This window comes from Algibacter sp. Ld11 (genome assembly GCF_045066735.1).
GTDB lineage: Bacteria > Bacteroidota > Bacteroidia > Flavobacteriales > Flavobacteriaceae > Algibacter.
Map to the genome: position 1 here is coordinate 386,306 of NZ_JBISHH010000025.1, position 23,441 is coordinate 409,746.

Consider the following 23,441-nt stretch of genomic DNA (forward strand, 5'->3'; position numbering starts at 1 on the left):
GGATGCCGCTGCAATCCCTAATGCAGCCATGTGCTAAATTTAAGGTCTATACTAAATTTAGGACGACTTTATAAAAACAAGTGCTATAAAAGAAAAAGCTTTCACTATTTTTGCAACCAAATGAAAGATAATAAAAAAGACATACGCGCCTTAACCAAAGAACAACTTAGGGAATTCTTTGTAAAAAATGGCGATAAAGCTTTTCGAGGCAATCAAGTTTACGAGTGGCTTTGGCAAAAATCGGCTTACACCTTTGAAGATATGACAAACGTATCTAAAGAAACACGCCAAATGCTGGAAGACAATTTTGTAATCAATCACATTAAAGTAGATACCATGCAACGTAGTAGTGATGGTACAGTTAAAAATGCGGTACGTTTGCACGATGGTTTAATTGTAGAGTCGGTTTTAATACCAACAAAAACTAGAACCACAGCATGTGTTTCTAGTCAGGTAGGTTGTAGCTTAGACTGTAAGTTTTGTGCAACTTCGCGTTTAAAACGTATGCGAAACTTAAATCCAGACGAAATTTACGATCAAGTTGTTGCTATCGATAACGAAAGCCGCTTATATCACGATCGTCCCTTAAGCAACATTGTGTTTATGGGTATGGGCGAGCCGCTAATGAATTATAATAACGTGATTAAGGCTATCGATAAAATAACATCTACCGATGGTTTAGGTATGTCACCAAAACGAATTACGGTTTCAACATCAGGAGTGCCTAAAATTATTCGAAAAATGGCAGATGATGAAGTTAAATTTAACTTAGCAGTATCTTTGCACTCTGCAATAGATGAGGTTAGAACACGAATAATGCCATTCAATGAAACTTTTCCTTTAAAAGATTTAAGAGAATCTTTGGAGTATTGGTATCTAAAAACAGGTCGTAAACTTAGTTATGAGTACGTGGTTTGGAAAGACATAAACGATAGCCAAAAAGATATTGATGCCTTTGTTAAATTTTGTAAATATGTACCTTGCAAGGTTAATATTATTGAATATAACCCTATTGATGATGGCGAATTTCAACAAGCCTCTAACGAAGCCTTAGAAAACTACATAAGTACATTGGAAAAAAATAGAATTGTTGTTAATGTGCGTCGTAGCCGCGGTAAGGATATTGATGCCGCTTGTGGGCAGTTAGCGAACAAAAGTTAAGTATTTCGTATTTCGCATAAAATCATAAACCGTTTAGCACATAAATTTATAAATCATATATTTAATTTCTTTTAATATTTCATCTTGAAAATAGTAGAACAAATAAAGCAACCCATAGCTTACGAAATGGATCTTTTTGAACAAAAGTTCCTGCTTTCTATGTCGAGTAAAGTGGCTTTGCTAAACCGAATTACACATTATATTGTTAACCGAAAAGGGAAGCAAATGCGACCTATGTTTGTGTTTTTGGTCTCTAAAATGGTCTCTAATGGCGAAGTTTGCGAAAGAACATACCGTGGAGCATCTGTTATAGAACTTATCCATACAGCCACTTTGGTACATGACGATGTAGTAGATGATAGTAATAGGCGCCGTGGTTTCTTTTCTGTGAATGCACTTTGGAAAAATAAAATTGCCGTTTTAATTGGCGATTTTTTACTTTCAAAAGGTTTGTTATTGTCGATTGATAATAATGATTTCGATTTGCTTAAAATTATTTCGATTGCGGTTCGGGAAATGAGTGAAGGAGAATTGCTTCAAATAGAAAAAGCCCGAAAATTAGATATTACAGAAACCATTTATTACGAGATTATTCGTCAGAAAACAGCAACCTTAATAGCTGCTTGTTGCAGTTTAGGTGCTGCATCTGTAAAGCCAGAATCAGAACATGTGGAAACCATGCGTAAATTTGGAGAACTCATTGGTATGGCTTTTCAGATTAAGGATGATTTGTTCGATTATGGTGATACGCAAATCGGAAAACCAACGGGTATTGATATTAAGGAACAAAAAATGACATTGCCTTTAATTCATGTGCTAAATGGCGCATCTAAAAAGGATAAAAAATGGCTTATTAATTCCATTAAAAATCATAATAAGGATGCCAAACGCGTTAAGGAAGTTATTGCCTTTGTGAAAAATAATGGTGGTTTAGATTATGCTATTTCTAAAATGACACAATTTCAAACCGAAGCTTTAGAATTACTTGAAAAATATCCAGATTCTGAATATAAGCAATCCTTAGAGCTTATGGTTAATTATGTTATCGATAGAAAAAAGTAAAATAAAATTTTATTGTTGCTGCTGTTGCTGCTGTTGTCCGCCACCGTTTTCTTTTTCTTCTAAACTACGCTTGTAGCTGTTCGATGGATATACGGTAGAAATTTCTGGATTTATCTGTTTTCCACTTTCGTTTTTATCATTTTTAACAGATACGGTTACTTGCATTTCTGCTTCAACACTACCTTTAAACACTCCTTTAACAGGTGCGCAGTCGCTATAATCTCTTCCAATTGCTAATCTCACATGGTTTTCATTTGCTATGGCATGGTTTGTTGGGTCGAATCCTAGCCAACCATAAAATGGGATATAAGCCTCTATCCAGGCATGTGTAGCCCCCTCGCCACGAGTTATTTCATCGTTAGGGCAAATATAGCCGCTTACATATCTAGCTGGTATACCTAGCATTTTAACCATACGTAGCATAACGTTTGTAAAATCTTGGCAAACACCTGCTTTTAATTCCCAAGCCTCATCTAAAGCGGTTTTTACGTTAGTAACACCAGTTTTATATTCAAAGTTGTTATAAACATATTCGCATATGGCAAGAACGGCCTTGAATGGTGTTTTGGTTTTTAACATAAGGTCCAGAATAACGTCTGATACTTCTTGACTACCCTTAAAAGGTTTGTGCGCCGTAAAATCTATAAAGTCGGTGGTATTCTTTATGCGTTTAAGTTCTTCCCATTGTGCAGCTTTCTCAATACTATCATCCGGAATTAATTTTGGAGAAGTAACTACTTCTATTTCAGATATGATATTTAGCTCTTCATGAGGCTCAATCACCATGAATGTACCAACTCTATTGTTATAAAAATCTATAAAGGTTTCTATAAACGGATTGTTTGTTATCGATATTAAATGTGAAATTACTTTTTGATTATTATCATTAATAGGGTGTAGCCTTGTTAATGTAGCCCCATCGATTACTGGGGCATTGTAGTTATATTTTGTTGTATGTTTAATGAAAAATGTAGCCATGATAATTATAAATCAATTATTAGAGTTGTAAACTGCATTGATATTCGTTGAAATATTACTGATATCTTCCTTAATACTATGTATAAAGTTATTTAAGCCTTGATCGTTAATGTTTTCAATGGTTGTATATTTTATAGAACTTTCTAGTTTACCAATTAAAAATTCTAAATTCTTTTTTTCAAGTTCGTTGGTTTCAATTAAACGCGCAATATGCCTACTTAGTTTATTAACACAATAATATACTGATCTTGGAAATAATTTATCCTGAAAAACCATGGTAATTACGTGATCTTGATTAAAAGTGGATTTGTGAGTTTTAAGATATAATTGATAACCACCAATGGATAGAAGTAAATTTTTCCAATAGAAACTTTTTTCTAAACTATCCGATGTACTTCCTATTTCCTGAAGTTTAAGCGAAGTAAAATCGGCAATAAGATTAACACGTTCCAAAAATTTTCCAACATTCATAAAATAATATGATGTACCACGTTCTTGGGTAATATCGCTGGTGCCGTTATAAATTAAATGATGCTTACGTAGATCTTCCAAAAACTGAACAGGATCTTCTTCTTTTAATCTTTTTCTTAAGCTTTTATCTGTTATATACAAATAATAATTATTGATACATAACCAAAGTTCTCGCGATATATGTTCTTGTACGCTACGGGCATTTTCTCTGGCTTTTGTAACAATGTTTAGGATTGAATTAGAGTTGTCTGTATTGAAAACCATAAAATCGATACATTCCAAAGCATCTTCAGTATAATACTCGTTGTCGAATGCTGTGAAATTTTTCATTACGGGGGTCCAGGAAAAAAGTTCTGGCGAATCTTGATTGGCATAATAATTTACTTTTAGTAAACTAAGAATACCACTACCACGTTCCATATATCGATCTAACCAAATAAGATTATTTGCTACTCTACTTAACATACATATTTATTTTTGTGAAATTATTCTAAAATCCAAGTGTCTTTACTGCCGCCTCCTTGCGAACTATTAACTACTAGAGATCCTTTTTTTAGTGCAACACGCGTTAATCCTCCTGGGCAGATATCAATCCCATCCCTTCCAGAAAGGGCGAATGGTCTTAAATCAATACATCTTGGGGATAATTTGCCATCGATGTAACAGGGCGCGGTTGATAGCCTTAAGATAGGCTGGGCAATAAAATTTTCGGGTTTTTTACTAACAGTATTTAAGTAATCTTTAATTTCTTCGTCTGTCGCTTCATGTCCCATAAGCATACCGTAACCACCACTACCATCGGTTTTTTTAATAACCATTTCTTTGATGTTTTTGGTAACATATTCCAATTCATCTGGTCGTCCTAATTGGTAGGTTTCAATATTTTTAAGAATAGGTTCTTCATCCAAATAATATTTTATCATGTCTGGAACATAAATATAAATGGCTTTGTCATCGGCAATTCCGGTTCCAGGTGCATTAACAATATTTACGTTTCCTTTTCGGTAGGCAGCCATAATTCCGGCAACACCTAAAACGCTTTTTTCATTAAATTCTAATGGATCTAAATAATCGTCGTCCACACGTCTGTATATAATATCAACTTGCTTTAATCCGTTGGTTGTTTTCATGTAAACAAAATGGTTTTTTACAACCAAGTCGCTACCTTCTACCAACTCAATCCCCATTAATCTGGCTAGTGTGGTATGCTCATAATAGGCCGAGTTGTAAATTCCCGGTGTGAGCAACACAATGTTAGGTTTGGAAAGATTGGAAAGCTCTTTAAGCTTTTTGTATAATAAATTTGGATAGTCTGAAACAGAGCGAACATTGTTTTTTGGTAAAATACCAGGAAACAAACGTTTAGAAATTTCTCTGTTTTCTAGCATATAACTTACGCCAGAAGGTGTTCTTAAATTATCTTCAAGAACATAAAATTCGCCGTCGTTGTTTCTTATTAAATCTACTCCAGATATATGTACATATACATCATGCGGTACCTTAACACCTTTCATTTCTCGTAAAAAGTTAGGGCAAGAATAAATTAATTCGCCAGGAATAATGCCGTCTTTAATAATAAACTGGTCATTATAAATGTCTTTAATAAACAAGTTTAAAGCTTTTAGACGCTGCTTAATTCCAGCTTCTATTTTTTCCCACTCATTGGCGGTGATAACTCTTGGGACTATATCGAAGGGAAATATTTTTTCTATTCCTTCATTATCATTATAAACCGTAAACGTAACACCTTGACTCATAAATAACTGTTTTGCAAGATCTTCTTTTTTAGAAAGTTTTTCGGGCGATGTGTTTTCTAAATATTTTATAAAACCATCATATTGCGATCTAAATTCTGCATTGTCGTTATACATTTCATCCCAAGTACTAGCAAGTTTCTCATAGTTCGAGAATAGGTTTTTGTCTTTCATAAGCTCCAAGTGTTATGCTCAAATATAGGTATTTGTTAAAAAATATTTAGTGTTTTGTGAATTTAAGTAAATAAAACTTACGGTTTATTGATATTTGTTAAAATAAATATAGTTTTTTAACTGTTCTTGTTTTTTTTGCCTGATTTATTTGCGACATAAATAATTTAAAAAAATAAAAGTTATTTATTATTGACGAGTTATTACATGGGTTTTAGTAAAATTAAGATAGACTTAATACTTAGGAAATGTTAGCTAAACATAATAAGATTTTTTGGTTGTAATAACACTGAATTGTTAAGTTTTATTTTTTTTCTTTTAAAATATAAGTGCATTGTTTTAACAATTATTATTTTTGTCGTAATGCAAAACCTACTAATAAGTTATATTCCACACCATGCTAAAGATCAAGTTTTAAAACTTTTAGAGCATGATAATTTGGTGGTAAAAATAAAAAACGAGCGTAAAACACGCCACGGTGATTATCGACAATTACCGCATGGTAAACACCAAATTACCATAAATTCTAATCTAAATGAATATCGGTTTTTAATTACCCTTATTCATGAAATAGCTCATTTTGAAGCATATGTAAATTACGGAAAATTTATAAAGCCTCATGGCAAAGAATGGAAATATACGTTTAAAAATTTAATGTTACCATTTTTAAATCCGGATGTATTTCCTGATAGCTTGTTGCCTCTTTTGGCCAAACATTTTAAAAATCCAAAGGCTTCGAGCGATACAGATACGGCATTATCATTAGCTTTAAAACAATTTGACGAACCAAATGACAAAACTTATGTTTTTGAAATACCTAGGGGACAAATATTTGAATTATATAATGGACGAGTTTTTAAAATGGTAAAAAAAAGGGTAAAACGATTTGAGTGCGTGGAAATTAAAACAGGAAGGTTATATTTGTTTAACCCAAATGCGGAGGTTAAACTTATTTAGTTTTTATAAAATAGAAATAAAATAATAATAAGCTAGAATTTTTAATACTATTCTAGTTAAAACAAAGTAAGCAATGAAGAATAATTATTATGCCATATTAATGGCAGGAGGAGTAGGATCAAGATTTTGGCCAGTAAGTACAAGTGATTTTCCAAAACAATTTCACGACATGCTAGGAACGGGCGATACGCTTATTCAAAAAACATTTCAGCGTTTATCAAGATTAATTCCAAAGGAAAACATATACATACTTACCAACGAGCGTTATAACGATTTGGTTTTAGAGCAGCTTCCAGAGGTAACACAAAAACAAGTAGTTTTAGAGCCAGCAATGCGAAATACAGCACCTTGTATTTTGTATGCGTCTTTAAAGATACAGAAAGAAAATCCCGATGCACTAATGATTGTAGCACCAAGTGACCACTGGATTGAAGATGAACAAACTTTTTCAAAAAATGTAGAGGAAGCCTTTAATTATTGCTCAGAAAATGATGCTTTGATGACATTAGGAATTCAACCAACATTCCCAAATACAGGTTTTGGTTATATTGAATTCGATAAGGAATCTAAAGATGTAATAAAACCAGTTAACCAATTTAGAGAAAAACCAGATTACGAAACGGCTAAAGCCTTTATAAGTCAAGGGAATTTTCTGTGGAATGCAGGTATATTTATGTGGAGCGCAAAAAGTGTTGTAGATGCTTTTAAAAATAATCAACCTGAATTATATCAATTATTTGAGTCAGGAATTTCGGTATACAACACTGAGCACGAAGATGATTTTATTAAAGAAAATTATTCTAAAGCAGAGAACATATCTGTAGATTATGCCATAATGGAGAAATCTAAAAATGTTTTTGTTATTGGGGCAGAATTCGATTGGAACGATTTAGGAACTTGGGGAAGTTTATATGATAAACTTGATAAAGATACCAATAATAATGCTATTTTAAATGCTAAACATTTGGTAGAATACTCTGAAGGTAATATGATAAGAACAAAACCCGGTAAACAAGTTATTATCGATGGGTTAAACGATTATATCATTGTTGATAATGATGAAGCTTTGCTTATTTATCCTAAAAGTAAAGAACAAGATATAAAACTTGTTTTAAAAAGGCTTAACGATAAGTATGCCAACTAAAATTTAAGCGGTTTTGCTAATTAATATACAATGGAAGAAAATAAATTCAATTTTTCTGATGAAGAGATTCAGGCAAAGAAAAATCAAAATGTAGAGGAATCTAAAAAGGCTGTAAAAAAAGATGCAGAAGGATTGTTTAAAAGCATTACGGTGTTTTTTAAAGAATTATTAGACTTTCGAGACGATACAGATCGCGATGCAACTATTGAGGCTATAAAAGCCGATATTCCTTTTAAAGGTGCAACGGCATGGATTTTAATTTGTTCTATTTTTGTCGCTTCCATTGGACTTAATGCTGATTCAACAGCTGTTGTTATTGGTGCCATGTTAATTTCTCCACTTATGGGACCTATTTTAGGTATTGGCATGTCTATCGCTATAAACGATATTGATACTCTTAGAAAATCGTTAATAAACTTAGCAACCATGCTTGTATTAAGTTTATTAACGGCTTTTTTATTCTTTAAATTTTTTCCTTTAGGAAACCAAGAAACCTCAGAATTACTAGGGCGTGTAAAGCCTGATATTCGTGATGTTCTTATTGCCTTTTTTGGTGGTTTAGCATTAATAATTGCACGTACTAAGCGAGGTACTATTGCGTCGGTTATTTTTGGTGTGGCTATTGCTACAGCTTTAATGCCTCCATTATGCACAGCTGGTTATGGTTTAGCACATGGTAATTGGACCTACTTTTTAGGAGCCATGAATTTGTTTACCATTAATACCATTTTTATTGCGTTAGCAACATTTATTGTTCTTAAACTTTTAAGGTTTCCAATGCTTAAATATGCTAATTCTGCTAAAAGAAGGCGCACAGCGCGTTTTGCAGGGTTGGTTGCGGTGGTTGTTATGATTTATCCAACAATTACTTTCTTAAGAGTTTTAAAAAGTAGTGGTTTCGAGAATGACTATAACAATTTTATCGCAAAGGAAATTAAACTAAATCAAGAACTTTGGTTTCAAAACGGAACTTTAAATACAACTGAGAAAAAAATAACACTATATTTTAATGGTGAAATTTCTGAAGCTACAGAGTCCGATTTATTAAATGAAATTAAAGGATACGATAAAATCAGTGATTTTAAATTAGAGATTTTCGGTAATAAAAATAGAAGTTTCGATAAAATTTCTGATGCTTATGATAGAGCTATTAGAGATTTAGATGAAAAGGATCATATTATTTCTGGCTTAAGAAATGAAATTGAAGTTTTAAGAGAAGAGCTTCTTCTTGTAAATGGAGGTAGTAATGTAATCTCTTTTACCAACTTATCCCGTGATGCCAAAGTTAGATTTAACGATTTAACGTATTTTAGTTATGCTAAAACATTAGAATCTAAAGATTTTATTAACACAGATACATTGCAGGTTGCCACCGTAACTTGGAGCGAGTCTTTAAATGATAGTTTGGTGGTTATAAAAGAAAAACAACTTACCGATTGGTTAAAAGAAGAGCTTAAAGCCAAGCGCGTTATCATTAAAAGAAATTAATAATGATATAATAAAATAGAGACGAGAGTTACTGGGTTTAGCTATTTTCTTCCAAGTACATTTTACGTACTTTTTTGAACAAGTTGGATGAGTATACAAAATCGGTAACTACTTCGTTATCTGTTCTAAAAATGGTTTCTTTAGAGCCTTCCCATGCTTTTAATCCATCTTTTAAGAACACAATTTTTTCACCAATTTCCATAACAGAATTCATATCGTGAGAATTAATTACCGTGGTAATTTGATATTCTTCTGTAATTTCTTTAATCAAATTATCAATTACAATAGCCGTTTTTGGGTCTAAACCCGAGTTTGGTTCATCACAAAACAAATATTTAGGTTTGTTTACAATAGCACGAGCAATAGCAACACGTTTTTGCATACCTCCTGAAGCTTGACTTGGCATTTTGTTATGAGCATCTGGTAGATTTACTCTATTTAAAACGAAGTCCACACGATCTTGCATTTCGCTTTTACTTTGTTTTGTAAACATTTGCAGTGGGAACATAACATTCTCAGCAATAGTCATAGAATCAAATAAGGCACTTCCTTGAAAAACCATGCCTATTTTTGCACGCATGTTTCGTTTCTCATCTTCTGTAAGTTTAGAAAATATCTGGCCATCGTAAGCTATACTACCTTCTTCATAATCAAACAAACCCAATAAGCATTTAAGAAAAACGGTTTTACCAGAACCACTTTGCCCGATAATTAAGTTTGTTTTTCCTTTTTCAAAAGTGGTTGTAATTCCTTTTAAAATATGAGCTTCTCCAAACGATTTCTGTAAATCTTTAACTTCAATCATGCGCTTAACAACATTTGGGTTAGTAAATAATTTAAAAGAATAATAACAACACTAGTCCATACAAAAGCAGTTGTACTGGCTTTACCAACCTCTAATGCACCACCTTTCATAAAATACCCATGAAAAGATGGAATTGTAGCTAGTATGAAAGCAAAAGCAAAAGTTTTTATAAATGCGTAAGTAATATGAAACGGGATAAAATCCATTTGTATACCAACAATATAATCTTCTAATGAGCTAAAACCACCGTAAACACAAGCAGCCATACCGCCTAGAATACCTAAAAACATCGCGATAGAAATTACAAAAGGATACAACATTAACGCGATAAATTTGGGGAAAACTAAATAGTTTAGTGAGTTTATTCCCATAACTTCTAGAGCATCAATTTGCTCAGTTACGCGCATAGTACCAATACTCGATGTAACGAATGAGCCTACTTTACCAGCCATTACAATAGAAATAAAAGTGGGTGCGAATTCCAATATAATAGATTGTCTGGTGGCAAAACCAACCAAATATTTTGGAATTAACGGATTGTCTATGTTTAATGCGGTTTGTATGGTAACTACACCACCCACAAAAAAGGCAATAAAGGCAACAATGCCTAGAGATCCAATAATTAAATCGTCTATATCTTTTAATATTAATTGTTTCATAACACTCCATTTAGTTGGCTTGCGAAACATTTCAACAATCATTAAAAAATAAGCTCCTATATTATGTAGGTACGTCATATATAAATTTGAACTGCTAAAGTAAAAAAAGTTACTCGGATTTAACGATTATTTTAAATTATCATGTTTTTAAAATATGTATTTTTGACACTTAAACTTATTATAATGAATAAAAATATTTTCTTTTTAGTTGTCGTTTTTGTGTTTAGTTTATCTTCTAAAGCACAAAATAAATCTGATGACACCAATCCGAAATTAGTAGTTGGTATTGTTGTAGATCAAATGCGCTACGACTATTTAACAAGATTTGCAAACCGATATGGAGAAGGCGGTTTTAAGCGCATGATGAATGAAGGTTTTAACTGTAAAAACAATCACTTCAATTATATTCCAACTTACACGGGGCCAGGACATGCCTCGATATACACAGGCACAACTCCTAAATACCATGGTATTATAGCTAATAATTGGTATGATAAAGAATTAAAGACCATGGTGTATTGCGCACAAGATGATTCGGTTTCTTCAATTGGAACTAAAACGGATGCAGGTAAAATGTCTACACAACGCATGAAAACAACAACTTTTGCCGATGAGAATAGACTGTTTACACAAATGCGCGGTAAAACTATAGGGATTTCAGTAAAAGACCGTGGTGCTATTTTACCTGCAGGGCACACTGCAAATGCAGCATATTGGTTTCAAGGAAAAAATGAAGGAAACTTTATTTCGAGTTCTTTTTATATGGATGAATTACCTAAATGGGTAAGTAAATTTAATAAATCGGGTATTGCAAAATCATATCTTAAACCTTGGAATACGTTATATAATATTGAAACGTATTTAGAAAGTGGGGATGATTTAAATGATTACGAAGGTGGTTTTAAAGGGCAAGCGACAGCTACATTTCCTTACGATTTAGACGCATTGAAAAGTAAAAATGGAGGTTTTGATATTTTAAAAGCAACGGCTTATGGTAACAGTTTAGTTGCCGATTTTGCTTTAGCAGCATTGGTTGGTGAAGATTTAGGTAAAGATGAGTTTACCGATGTTTTAACAGTTAGTTTTTCGAGTACTGATTATGTTGGTCATAACTTTGGAGTAAACTCTAAAGAAATTGAAGATACATATTTACGTTTAGATCAGGATTTAGAGCGTTTTTTTAAAGGCTTAGATGCTGAAGTTGGAAAAGGAAATTACACCGTATTTTTAACTGCAGATCACGGAGCAATCAATGTACCCGCTTATATGAGATCGAAAAAAATTCCGGCGGGATATTTGAATAATAAAGCTATGAGAACTAAGTTAGAAGCCTTTATGAAAGCAACCTTTAGCGCCGATGATTTAATTGAAAACATAAGTAATAATCAAATATTTTTAAATAGAGAAAAACTTAAAACTCTTAACTTAGAATTAGAAGATGTTCAGGACGCTATAGTTAACGAAATAATTAATTACACCAACGTTTACAAAGCTTACACGGCTACAACAATGGGGAAAGCAGCATTTACAGTGGGAATTGAGAAATTACTTCAAAATGGTTATAACCAAAAACGCTCTGGTGATGTTTTAGTTATTCAAGATCCTGCATATATTTCTTATGGAAAAACAGGTTCTACGCATGGTAGTGGTTTAAATTATGATACTCATGTGCCTCTTTTATTTTTCGGAAAAGGTATAAAACACGGCAAAACAGTTAGGAGAACAGAAATTACGGACATTGCCCCAACAATTTCTGCTTTGTTAGATATTAATGCACCTAATTTTAAAATAGGAGAACCTTTAGAATTTATTTTAGAATAATGACGAAAAGAAAGTTATTATCGGCTATTGCGATTGTTGTTCTTTTAATTGTTTATGGTTATGAGCATTTTTTAAGCGAAGAAGAAAAAAGCGAAGTCGTAACCGAAGGGAGACAATCTAAGTCTGATACAAACGAGTACTTTTTGCCAACCAGTACAACGGGACAAATTGTTCATCATGATGGGTATTCGCTTTCGTATAGTGAACCTTATGAGCAAGCTGAATGGGTTGCTTATGAGTTAAAAAAATCTCATTTATCAAAAAATGATTTTAAGAGACCTTATTTTGAAATTGATAATGCTGTAAAAACGGGTGCTGCACATTGGCGTAATTATAAAAACTCAGGTTACGACCGTGGGCATTTATGTCCTGCGGGAGATAGAGGTTATAGTAAAGAAGCATTTGATGAGACGTTTTTAACAAGTAATATTAGTCCGCAAAAGCATGATTTTAACGCTGGTATTTGGAATACGCTCGAACAAAAAGTGCGTTATTGGGCTAGTAAATATAATGGTGTTTTTGTTGTAACAGGAGGTGTTCTAAAAGGAAGTATGAAAACTATTGGAAACGAAGATGTTGCTGTGCCAAATCAGTTTTATAAAGTTTTAATTGATAATAATTCGGGTAAAACTAAAATGATAGCTTTTTTAATGCCAAGTGTAGAATCTAACAAGCCTCTATATAAGTTTGTAGTTTCTGTAGATGAAGTTGAGAAGCTCACCGGAATTGATTTTTTTCCAGAGTTAGAAGATGATTTAGAGAATAAATTAGAAGCTTCTAGCAGTTATAAAAACTGGAGTTTTAATTAGGATTTAATATAAATGGTTTTATAATACAAACTCCCTTTCAAGTTTTAAACTGAAAGGGAGTTTTTTTAATGTATTATTCTAGTCAACTAAAACACGAACACCTTCGCTATGGCTACTAAATTCTGGAGCATACATGCTTTGTATAGTGGTGATACCGTTGCTCATATTTCCGGAGTTGTTTACCCGTAAATCGTATTCAAAAACATAAACGCCTTTTGGTAAATAATCAAAAAAGAAGTTTGTGCTTGCATCTTTAGTGCTTTCATAATAACCTAAGCCATCTTGCCATTTATAAGTGGATATTACATTCACAGGTTCAAAACCAGCTGCTCGCATATCCTTCATGTGTATAAATTCCATGGCTCTGTCGCTTTTTAGTTCTATACGCACACGTACTAAATCGCCAACATTTAAAGCGGTTTTATCTGTTATTTCTGTTATTTTTTCACCGGTGTCCGTATTTGTTTTTAAGAATAATTTCTTTTTCAATTGTAAAGGTGTTTCAGCAGAAGTTATTTTATCTAAATCTTCAAAATATTGCCAATACAAGCTACCCCAAGCGATACCTACTCCTTTCTTAGAAATACTAACGTCTCCCATTTCTGGTTTAATTTCAGTAGTATTCCAGGATGTTTTATAGTAACCTGTTCCGGCTTCAACTTTTACATCTTCAAGTTTTGATGGTTCAATCTTTTGTCCGCCTAAAACAATGTCAACAGCATCGGTTACACTTAACCAATCGCTACCTTGTAGTAGTAAGGCATACACGGCATCGGTTGTAGATTTTGTAGTTTTCCAGCGGTTGGTTTGCTTGTTTTTAAGTAACCATATTTTTAAATGATCAATAGTTTCTGTGTCATTTTCTATTTCCGAAAAGGCTTCAATTAATAACGCTTGAGTTTCAATTGGTGCTTGATACCAGAACCAAGAGTTGGTATTAGCTTTCCAGTACATCCCTAATTCTTCCGAAGTAATGCTTGTTTCTTTCAACGATTTTAAAATTTTGGTAGCCATAACAGGTGCATTATTTCTATGTGAAATTAAGGCCATTAGGCCTTTTGCATAAAGTGAACGACTTAACCAATATTTCTCAATTTGTGTTTGGTAATAATTAATAACATTTTCAACTTCTTTAGATTTTTTAATGTTAGGGTAGAAGCTTCGCATATATAAATAATGCAGTTGTGTATAGCTTAAATGGTCTAAATCTAAATCCATGTTTTTATCATGTTTTCTGATGTCTTTATATTCTTGAAGAAACTCATTATCTAAATATTGAATGGCTTTAAAAATCATTTCAGAAGTTTTTTCATTAGCATCTGTAACAGAAAGCTGTTTTAAATGACCAAAACCTGTAATAATATGTTGTGTAATATATCGGTTTCCGCGACCGCCTTTAAACCAAGACCAAGCACCATTCTGCATTTGGTTAGCATCTAGTTTGTTAACTGCAGATTGTAATTCATTATTCATTTTGTTTAAATCGAATAATAAAGCAATACGTTTTTTTTGCTCCGTTTCGCTTTGTGCATCACGTAGCCAAGGTGTTTCTTGAATTAAAATAGATTTTAAATCTTCATTTTTTTCTAAGTTAGAAAGCAACGCATCGCTATTTTTCCATTGGTTAAAAACCTCATGAATTCTTGGGTTCGAGTTTGCAATATGGCTCGCCAGGGCATTGGCATAATACCGACTAAAAGTTTGTTCGTTACACTCGTACGGATATTCCATAAGGTATGGCAAGGCCTGAACGGCATACCAAGCAGGATTAGAAGTTACTTCTAAAGTAAGTTTATGGTTTTTTAAAGTTGAAGAGTTATTGTTTTTAAGCTTATCTAAAACAAATGTTTTGGTTTCATTGCTTCGTACCCACATTGGTAAAGTTTCGGTTACTAACATGCGGTTGCTTAAAACAGGTAGAGCATTTTGCTCACCATCGCTATAATCACCAGCTTTTGCAACAATTTTGTATTGCACAGCTTGTATGTTGTCTGGAACGTTTAGTTTCCAAGATACTTGTGTATTACCAGCAGCATTTACATTAAAGGTTTTATTAGCTTCCGTAATACCTAATACAGTATTAATTTCTTTTCCGGTTAAGGCATCGGTTAAAATTAACTTGGCCTGACCAGAAAGTACTTGGTCTGTAAGGTTTGAAATTTTAGTGCTGATAGAAATAACATCGCCTTGGCGTAAAAAGCGTGGTGCATTTGGCGAAACCATTAGCTCCTTTTGGGTAACTGTTGTTAATGTTCTAGTGCTGCTTTGTAAGGTTTTGGTGTGCGCTAAAAGTTGCAGTTTCCATTGAGTTAAAGCTTCGGGAGTGGTAAAATTAAAACTGATATTCCCTTTTTGGTCTGTTTTTAACTGTGGAAAGAAAAAGGCTGTTTCCTGCAGGTTTTTACGGATTTTAATTACGTTTAAATCCTTCGAGTTACTACTAGTCTTTATAACTATTGCTCCTCCTGAAGCCTTATTTCCGTATATAGATATTGCTTCCGCTCCTTTTATAATTTCAATAGACCTTATATTTAAATCGTCTAAATTATAAAGTCCTTTTTGTTCTATTCCATCTATTACAAATAAAGGGTACTCGAGAGAATCATAGTCGTTATATCCTCTAATAATTTTATCTTTAAACTTTGTCTTAAAAGGACTCTCAGGTGTGGAGTCCTCTTCAGTGTTAAATTCCGAAATAACTGTTTCTCCAACTTCTGCACCATCTTCAACTATGGCTAAACCTTCCATTTTCGCAACAGCTCCAGTTAACGCCCTTTTCTTTTGAGTTGCATACCCTATGGTGACAACTTCATTTAGATTAGCACTATCTTCAATCATATAGATTTCGTAACTATTGTCTTTATTAATCTTTATTTCATTGTTTAAATAACCTATATAACTCATTTCTATTGTGTCCTTTTCCTTAGCTTTTATGGTGAAGACACCGTCGAAATCTGTTATTGCTGTATTAGAAGTTCCTTTATTAATAACATTAACTCCAGGTAAAGGAATTCCTGAAGAATCGTATATTACGCCTGTAATTGTACCATTTTTTATAGTACTGTCATACTTACCTTTGTTTTTACTTTCTAACTGTATTTTTAATCGGTTTAGGTATCTCGTATAAACCCAACGATTATTATTAAAGTCAAACCCATACCAATCCCATTGGTCATAATATTGTTGAGGGTATCTTTCGTTAATATGATCGTTATAGACTCTAAAGTCTTTTGTGCCAAAACTGGCCTGAGCACGAGTATAATTTTTTGAGTAATATGAAGGATTGTAAATCGGATTAAAACTCCAAGCATGAGGTTTAAATTGGTCTAAAGACGCATCGTACATGCTTGCTAAAATTTCTGCAGTTACCCTTTCTCCATTTGGACCTTTAATTTTAAATTGCCAACTCTCGTCAGTTCCTGGTTGCAATTTATCTCTAAAGGTTAAGGTTTCAATCTCTAAATCGGTTTTTGGGTATGGAATGGATATTTGCATAGAACCTGATTGATAGCTATTAAAAGCCGCGAAACTATAATTTACAGAAAAGCCTCCTAAATCGTCTGATGTTACGGGGATAGAAATCTTTTTCTTATTTTTGTTGAGCTGAATAATGTCAGTTCTAATAATCTTTCCATCTTTTTCTACAGAAACTGTTACGTTAATATTTTCGGCTGCTGAAGCCAAAGTTATTTCAACTTGATCTCCAATATTGTACTGATTCTTATTACTCGTAATTGAGAATAGCTGATTATCAGCTAAAGTTTTATCTGTTTCACTAAACAAAGTAGTTTTAGCTTCATCTTTAACGAGTTGCCCGAACTTATCTTTACTCTCTAAAACGATTAAATATTGACCAGATTTCCACTTTTTTATATTTCCTAAAGGAAGCGTTTTTGAATCTTTGGTGTTAAATTTTTCTTGAAACACGACATCTCCTTTAGTCCAGTTTCTTGCATTATCTTCATCTTGATAAGCTTCATGTGGAAAATAGTTTTTAAAAGCTTCCCGTGTCATACTTTTATAATCGGGAGCTTCCCATGGACGAGAGCGTAAAACAGAATTAGGAGCATTTAATTTATAGATTTTTACAGTTCCGTTAGCTTCGATAAATTCGTCATTGAGGTTTCTTGTATCAATATTTATCTCATAATTCTTCTTTGTTTTATCTAAAACAGGTTCAATATTTAGTGATGCCGTTAAAGCATGGTAACCAACATTTACAATGGTTTTAGCACTTCTTGTTTCACCATTTAAATCGGTTACATCTGCTGTAATTTCATATTTAAAAATAGGTAAACTGGCTTTGTCAATGCTTTTATCGGGTTGGGCTTTAAATGTAATTTCAAATTCACCTTTATCATTGGTTGTGGTTTCTCCATGTGTTATCTCTTGCGGTTCACTATTAAAATATGGACGATACCAATAATACCAACTCGGGTACTGTACTATGCGCTGTACGCGATAAACAACTTTTGCATCGGAAATTGTACTGCCTGCATAGGCTAACGCATTTCCTTTTGCCTTAATTAAATCGTTAACTTTATAAGTTTCGGAAACCGGATTAAATTTAGTTTCAAATTTTGGCCGTTTATATTCTTCCACAGAAAAATAACTAGAACTACTGGTGTTAATGTTTTTAGAAACGGTATTAAACTGAATAAAATATGAGCCATTTAAGCCTGTGCTTGGTAAAATAAATTCGCCAGCAACAGAACCAAACTCGTTAGTTGTTAACTCTAATGTTTTAAGCTTTTCATGGTTTGTATTGTATAGGGAGACTGCTACATTTTCATTTTCTAAAACCTTAGATGTTCTGCTTTCTGTTTGCATGGCAATGGCTTTAAAAAATACGGTTTGCCCTGGACGATAAATACTTCTATCTGTAAATAAGAAAGATTTATTAGATACACGATCTTTATCAATGTGGTAACTACGGTTTATGTAATATTCACCAAAATAAGCTTTTTCATTTTCGGTTTTAACTGTAGTTCTAATATTACGGTACCAATTTGTCCTTTCTTTTTTAACTTTAAATTCACCTAAATCATTAGTGGCGAATTGTTTTGTTTTCGAAGTGTTTGTATAGTTTACGTTATATTTAAATTCAACTTGAGCATTTGCAATTGGAGCACCATTATTCCTGTTAATAAACTGAAAAATCTTAGCGTCTGGCGTTTCAGTTTCTACTAGTGCTATATTGGTGATTTGTACGTTGGTGATGGCAAAATTCTCTTTACTGTTGTTGGCCGTAGATGCTACAATAATGTAACGTCCATTATCTAGTTTTGGAATTAAAAGTTCGGTGCTGTGGCTTTGATAATCGTTTTCATTTTTTAATGTGTTTTTCCATGTTTTATTAGATTTCAATGGCTTAATAAAATCCCATTGATCATCACTATTATAAAGGGTTATAAATTTTTCAAACTGTTTTTCGGTTACTTTATAGGCGTTAAATTGAAGGTGGTTTAAGTTTTTGTATTGAACGAAAATGCGTCCGCTTTGCTGAACCGGTAAAAACGCTTCACTTGTAATTTCAATTTGAGTGCGGTTAATTATGGCTTTTAAAACTTCACACTTTTCTGCCCCATTACTTTTTGGAAATTTAGCGATAACAGCATCGCAGATGTCTAAAGCTTCTTTAGCTTTCCATCTATATGTATCGCTTGTTTTTGGATGATAGGTATTACTTTGTTGGTAGTAGAGTTGAGCAATTTCAAAATCATACAAAGCAGAAGCTTCATGTGTATTTAAATGTTTTTGTTCCGTTTGAAAAGTGTTTAATAATAAGGCTTCGCTGTTATCGAAAGTGGCGTGCTGCTTTACAAAATTTAAACGTTCAATATTTATATCAGTTAAGGCTAAAGGCGATTTGCTTTTTAAATGAAATTGAATAAGATCTTTATAAATTTTTAAAGCGTGTAATTGGAGCGAAGTAGAATCTTTTGAGTTAATCTGTAATTCTGAAAACGTTTTGGCATCGCTTAAAAAAGCTTCACGGTCTATTTCAAATTTATAAGCAGGTTTTACAATGTTTGTTTCTGTGGTTTTATAAAAGTTTAGCGCATTATGGTATAGTAAATCGAAAAGTGTTGGTCTGTAAATTTTAGAATTTGTCTGCTCCGTTAATAAGGCGTTGTAGTCTTCCAAACGCTCTTGTTGCAGCATTAAGCCGTTTGCCAAGGAATTTTGAAAATGCAGATGTGTTTCGTCAAATAGCGTTTGTAAGTCCCAAGTTCTAAAGTCTGTGGTATCAACTTTTTCACTTGTTTTTGTACGGTTATAAAATTTCCATCGATTTTGTTTAAAATATTGCCAGTAAAGATTGGCTAAAATATTTTCTAAAATGTTTTTAGTAGGAAATTCACTTTCTGAAATTTTCGACTTAAAATTGTTAATAATATCTAGTTGAGCGTCTTCTTCTAACAGCATAGCGAACTTGCTTTTAAAAAGCATAGTTTTTATGGTTTGAGCTTGGTTTTTATCGGTTTTTGCTAGTTTTTCGATGTTTTCAACCACTTTTAAAGCCGATTTAGGTAAACCTTCAACTTCAAACTTGGCAACATCTTGCCATAATTTGTCGTAATTATGGTTTTGAGCAGAAGAAAAATGTGAAAATAATATAAGCACTAAAATAGATATCTTGTTTTTCATGGCATTAAATTTGTATCTAAAATATAAACAAAAGACGTTCCAAAATACACCAATGCGTGAACGGTTTCGTTTATTGAGTGAAGTTAACCATTTTTGCAGTAAAGCAGAAAGTTTAACTTTGCATTTTCTAACTAATGTTTATGAATAAGTTTTTAATTTTTATGCTATTACCTATCATGGCTTTTTCTCAAATGTCTATACATGATTTTGAGGAACTTATTAAAATAAAGGAATATCAAAAAGCAGAGCCTTTACTTGTTCAATATCTAGAAAATACGCCTAACGATTTGCAAGCGATTGAATTATTAGGAGATGTTTATGGACATCAAAAAGAATGGGATGATGCTATAGATATTTATAAAAAACTTGTTGATAGTAAACCTAATACAGCTAATTACCATTACAAATATGGAGGTGCTTTGGGGATGAAAGCATTATCGGTAAGTAAGTTTACCGCATTAGGGTTAATAGGTGATATAAAAAATGCATTTTTAAAGGCTGCAGAATTGGATGTAGCTCACATTGATACGCGTTGGGCTTTGGTAGAACTGTATATGCAGCTACCAGGAGTTTTAGGTGGAAGCCGAAGTAAATCGTTACAATATGCCGAAGAGTTGGAAGCACTTTCTAAAGTCGATGGTTATTTGGCGAAAGGGTATGTTTATGAATATGACGACGAGCCTAAACTAGCCGAAAAGTTTTATAAAATGGCTATAGCCGAAGGTGGATCTTTAAACTGTTATAACAAATTAACAGCGTTTTACGAAAATGAAAAAAGACCACAAGATGCTATAAAGAATATTGAACACGCAGAAGCACAGCACAAACGTAATGCATTGCATTACCAAATAGGAAAAGTTGCGGCAGAATACAATGTAGAGCTTGCAAAAGGTGAAGCTTGTTTAAACCGATATTTAGAACAATACTCGGCTAAAGATGGTGTTCCGAAAGCTTGGGCATATTATCGTTTGGCTCAAATTGAAACGCATCAAAAAAATAAAGAAAAAGCTTTAAAGTATATTGATTTGGCAATAATTGAATTGCCAAAAATTAAGGTGTTCCAAGAGCACAAAGAAGCTGTGTTAAAGCTCTAGATTTATATTTACTTACTGTTCTATTCTATTAAATCTGTAAATAGTTTCATTTTGTTTTATATGAAAGAATTTACAATTAGAATAAGGAATAAATTCAAAAGTATCATTAAATTCAAAACCTTCATTTTCAATTTTAAAAAAGGTATCTACATCTATATTTCCGTAAGGGGAAATACGCCTAAACCTATAATTTAATGTATTTTCTGTTTGATGCAATTCAAACCATGCTCCAGCGGCAATACCGGGTAACCATTGTGCATTTTGATGGGTTTCGCTAACAGGTTTTGCTTTTAAAGTCCCTATTAAGTTAACTTCGTGATCTTTTAATTTATCTAAAAAACAGCGTATGTTTTCACTTCTTTGAGAACCTTTAAATTCTGAGATTTCTCCATTTTGAGATACTTCAAAAGCATGTGGTTCTGTATTAGCAAGTAGCACATTACCAACGGTACTTGGTGTAAACCATTTAGAGCTTTCAATACTTTTTCTCATATCTGGCTTTGTAACAGAAGCGATTAAGGCATCACAAACAAAACGGGCACAATTACTAGCGTTTTTAATAAAGGCAGCATAACGTATAAAATGTTCGTTTTGCATCATGGTTATAAAGCTTCTAGCTTTTTTATAATCAATAGTATTACAAACAGAGGCTACTAATTTACCATCGCCATGGGTAAGTTTAGGTTTAGTGGCTAAAAACTTTAAAATTGCGTTTAAATTCGTGATCTCATCATTTTTAATTTCTGCTTTTATAGGGAAATGTAGTTCGTTGTCGGTATGTCTGCCACGAACACGTCCGTTTGGTTCTGGGGTTATGTAGCGTCCAAAATCGTGATATTCTAAAACACCTGTTTCTTTTTCAATTAAAACTAAAGCAGCATGACCAGCACGCAAATAATTCTTTTTTCCTACCCCTACAAATCTTAAAAATGGAGAAAACCATTCTTCAGAGACCATAACAATGGTATCAGGGTAGGCGAGTGTTAAAATAATTCCGGTATTATCCATTAACAATTTGAGGTGTTTGTAATGTTTTAGTAGAAACACTTTGGTTATGTAAACTTTCGTAACGCATATTAATGTTACTATTTGCCTTTATAACCTGAGTAATACTTGTTGTTTTTACAGTGTCGCGATTCATGATAACCCCGTATTCGTTATTATTTTGTCCTGCCGTTTTATGGAAATTTAAAATTGAACTTGATGTTAATTTGTTTTCATTTTTATAATTATCGAACCATTGTAGACGTTCTGCTTTCATGGACGGATTGTATAAAGTGGACGAAGACCAAACTTTTGGTTCTAGAGGTAGTTGCGTAAAATGTTTGTTGCTACCATCCCAAACTAATTCGTAGAATTTTAATTTAGAATTCCAGTCGGCAACTACAACAGTAAAAGGTTCAATATCATCAAAATTGTAGTTTTCAATACAACGCTCTATATTGTCTGTAATTAATAAGTCTTTAGTTACAACACCACGACTAACTCTGTATTTAGGTTGACGTTTATGAATTTTAAAACCACCGTTGAGTAAACAAATAACCCGGTTTTTTTCACTAACACCAATCCATGTGCCACCAGCTACTTTATCTTTAGGAAAAAGAAGCGTTGTGTTTTCAATATTGTAAAAATCGGGTTCAAGAGAAATACGGTTTGGAGCTTCATCTCGGTTAGAGGTTAAAACAAAATCGTTATCACTTGTTCGAAAAAGAGTTACTGTACACATAAAAATAATAGTCTGAAAACAGATTGGCAACTTACGAAAAATTGTTTCCAAATTTTAATTTCGAAAGTCAAATATCAAATTTTCAGACTATTTAAGCGCACTAAAAGGCTTTATTTTGTGTATGCACCAGACGAATATGTTAACTCGTAGCTATGTGTATAAACCTCAAAAACAATTCCGAATGGATCTTCTACGTAGCACATTCTGTAGGGTTTATCTTTTGGATAATATTCTCTAATTGGCATTCTTTGTTTTCCTCCGTTCGCTACAATTTTTTCAACTAAACCTTCGATATCTGGGTCCTAAATACAAAAATGAAAAAGGCCTGTGTTAAATGGGTTAAACTCAGGAGCTTCTTTTACACCATGCGGAAAACAGAATAACTCTACTCCAATACCATCAGAGGTTGATAAATGAGCAATCTCAAAGGTTTCCCAGTCTTCACCAAAAACATCAATACACATTTGCCCGATGGCTGTATCGCTTTCTTTTTTTATTTCAGAAGGTTCCATTATGGTGTACCATCCCATAACTTCAGTATAGAATTTTACAGCTTTTTCAATATTTGGAACTGTAATTCCAATATGTGAAAAAGATTTTGGGTAATTATTATTTTTAGTCATATTTTCAAATTTTATAATGCAAAATTAAATTATATTTGCTTATTGGGCAATAACTTACTAAAAAGTA

At 32.8% G+C, this 23,441-nt stretch carries 16 protein-coding genes and 1 pseudogene; 8 read left to right on the forward strand and 9 right to left on the reverse strand.

Translation table 11 applies throughout. From position 1 onward, the window contains the following. Positions 1–120 precede the first annotated feature (120 nt). Positions 121–1,161: a 23S rRNA (adenine(2503)-C(2))-methyltransferase RlmN gene (gene rlmN, locus ACJJV4_RS15335; protein WP_405296011.1), complete on the forward strand. Its 1,041-nt coding sequence runs from the start codon at positions 121–123 to the stop codon at positions 1,159–1,161. 84 nt (positions 1,162–1,245) lie between these two features. Further along, positions 1,246–2,223, forward strand: a complete 978-nt coding sequence (locus ACJJV4_RS15340) for a polyprenyl synthetase family protein (protein WP_405296013.1) — start codon at positions 1,246–1,248, stop codon at positions 2,221–2,223. 9 nt (positions 2,224–2,232) lie between these two features. Here ACJJV4_RS15340 and ACJJV4_RS15345 read toward each other — a convergent pair whose 3' ends face one another. The 3 genes from ACJJV4_RS15345 to ACJJV4_RS15355 are packed head-to-tail and all read right to left on the reverse strand — an operon-like array spanning position 2,233 to position 5,600. Then, positions 2,233–3,201, reverse strand: coding sequence for a transglutaminase domain-containing protein (locus ACJJV4_RS15345; RefSeq protein WP_405296015.1), 969 nt, complete (start codon positions 3,199–3,201; stop codon positions 2,233–2,235). Positions 3,202–3,213: 12 nt separating this feature from the next. Next, positions 3,214–4,137, reverse strand: coding sequence for an alpha-E domain-containing protein (locus ACJJV4_RS15350; RefSeq protein WP_405296017.1), 924 nt, complete (start codon positions 4,135–4,137; stop codon positions 3,214–3,216). Between the two features lie 20 nt (positions 4,138–4,157). Beyond that, positions 4,158–5,600: a circularly permuted type 2 ATP-grasp protein gene (locus ACJJV4_RS15355; RefSeq protein WP_405296019.1), complete on the reverse strand. Its 1,443-nt coding sequence runs from the start codon at positions 5,598–5,600 to the stop codon at positions 4,158–4,160. Between the two features lie 360 nt (positions 5,601–5,960). Here ACJJV4_RS15355 and ACJJV4_RS15360 point away from each other — a divergent pair, with 360 nt between their 5' ends. From ACJJV4_RS15360 to ACJJV4_RS15370, 3 genes are all read left to right on the forward strand, one after another. Next, on the forward strand, positions 5,961–6,554 hold the full coding sequence (locus ACJJV4_RS15360) for a SprT-like domain-containing protein (RefSeq protein ID WP_405296021.1): 594 nt from the start codon (positions 5,961–5,963) through the stop codon (positions 6,552–6,554). A 73-nt stretch (positions 6,555–6,627) separates the two neighbouring features. Further along, a complete protein-coding gene (locus tag ACJJV4_RS15365) occupies positions 6,628–7,698 on the forward strand; it encodes a mannose-1-phosphate guanylyltransferase (protein ID WP_405296023.1) in 1,071 nt (356 codons plus the stop codon). Positions 7,699–7,728: 30 nt separating this feature from the next. Next, positions 7,729–9,186 (forward strand): DUF389 domain-containing protein, encoded by a 1,458-nt coding sequence (locus ACJJV4_RS15370; protein ID WP_405296025.1) that lies wholly within the window; start codon positions 7,729–7,731, stop codon positions 9,184–9,186. A 37-nt stretch (positions 9,187–9,223) separates the two neighbouring features. Here ACJJV4_RS15370 and ACJJV4_RS15375 read toward each other — a convergent pair whose 3' ends face one another. Together ACJJV4_RS15375 and ACJJV4_RS15380 are read right to left on the reverse strand one after the other, a co-directional pair. Then, on the reverse strand, positions 9,224–9,991 hold the full coding sequence (locus ACJJV4_RS15375; RefSeq protein WP_159017888.1) for an ABC transporter ATP-binding protein: 768 nt from the start codon (positions 9,989–9,991) through the stop codon (positions 9,224–9,226). Continuing rightward, positions 9,988–10,728 carry an MlaE family ABC transporter permease gene (locus ACJJV4_RS15380; protein WP_405296027.1) on the reverse strand — a complete coding sequence of 247 codons (741 nt, stop codon included), beginning with the start codon at positions 10,726–10,728 and terminating at the stop codon, positions 9,988–9,990. The genes ACJJV4_RS15375 and ACJJV4_RS15380 overlap by 4 nt, the downstream gene beginning before the upstream one ends. A 105-nt stretch (positions 10,729–10,833) precedes the next feature. Between ACJJV4_RS15380 and pafA the strand changes: the two genes are divergently transcribed. After that, complete coding sequence (gene pafA, locus ACJJV4_RS15385) at positions 10,834–12,471, forward strand: alkaline phosphatase PafA (RefSeq protein WP_405296029.1); 1,638 nt, start codon at positions 10,834–10,836, stop codon at positions 12,469–12,471. Further along, positions 12,471–13,280: a DNA/RNA non-specific endonuclease gene (locus ACJJV4_RS15390; protein ID WP_405296031.1), complete on the forward strand. Its 810-nt coding sequence runs from the start codon at positions 12,471–12,473 to the stop codon at positions 13,278–13,280. The genes pafA and ACJJV4_RS15390 overlap by 1 nt, the downstream gene beginning before the upstream one ends. A gap of 78 nt (positions 13,281–13,358) precedes the next feature. Here ACJJV4_RS15390 and ACJJV4_RS15395 read toward each other — a convergent pair whose 3' ends face one another. After that, entirely contained in the window at positions 13,359–19,931 is a 6,573-nt protein-coding gene (locus tag ACJJV4_RS15395) for an alpha-2-macroglobulin family protein (protein ID WP_405296033.1), read from the reverse strand. Positions 19,932–20,071: 140 nt separating this feature from the next. On the opposite strand from ACJJV4_RS15395, the gene ACJJV4_RS15400 reads away from it, so the two are divergent. Further along, positions 20,072–21,025 carry a tetratricopeptide repeat protein gene (locus ACJJV4_RS15400; protein ID WP_405296035.1) on the forward strand — a complete coding sequence of 318 codons (954 nt, stop codon included), beginning with the start codon at positions 20,072–20,074 and terminating at the stop codon, positions 21,023–21,025. 12 nt (positions 21,026–21,037) lie between these two features. Here the strand turns inward: ACJJV4_RS15400 and ACJJV4_RS15405 are convergent, their stop codons facing one another. From ACJJV4_RS15405 to ACJJV4_RS15415, 3 genes and pseudogenes are all read right to left on the reverse strand, one after another. Further along, on the reverse strand, positions 21,038–22,033 hold the full coding sequence (locus ACJJV4_RS15405) for a DUF6695 family protein (protein WP_405296037.1): 996 nt from the start codon (positions 22,031–22,033) through the stop codon (positions 21,038–21,040). Next, entirely contained in the window at positions 22,026–22,751 is a 726-nt protein-coding gene (locus ACJJV4_RS15410; protein WP_405296038.1) for an NRDE family protein, read from the reverse strand. Before ACJJV4_RS15410 ends, ACJJV4_RS15405 begins: the two co-directional genes overlap by 8 nt. A 110-nt stretch (positions 22,752–22,861) precedes the next feature. Continuing rightward, positions 22,862–23,374 (reverse strand): annotated as a pseudogene (locus ACJJV4_RS15415) (lactoylglutathione lyase family protein). Between the last annotated feature and the right edge of the window lie 67 nt (positions 23,375–23,441).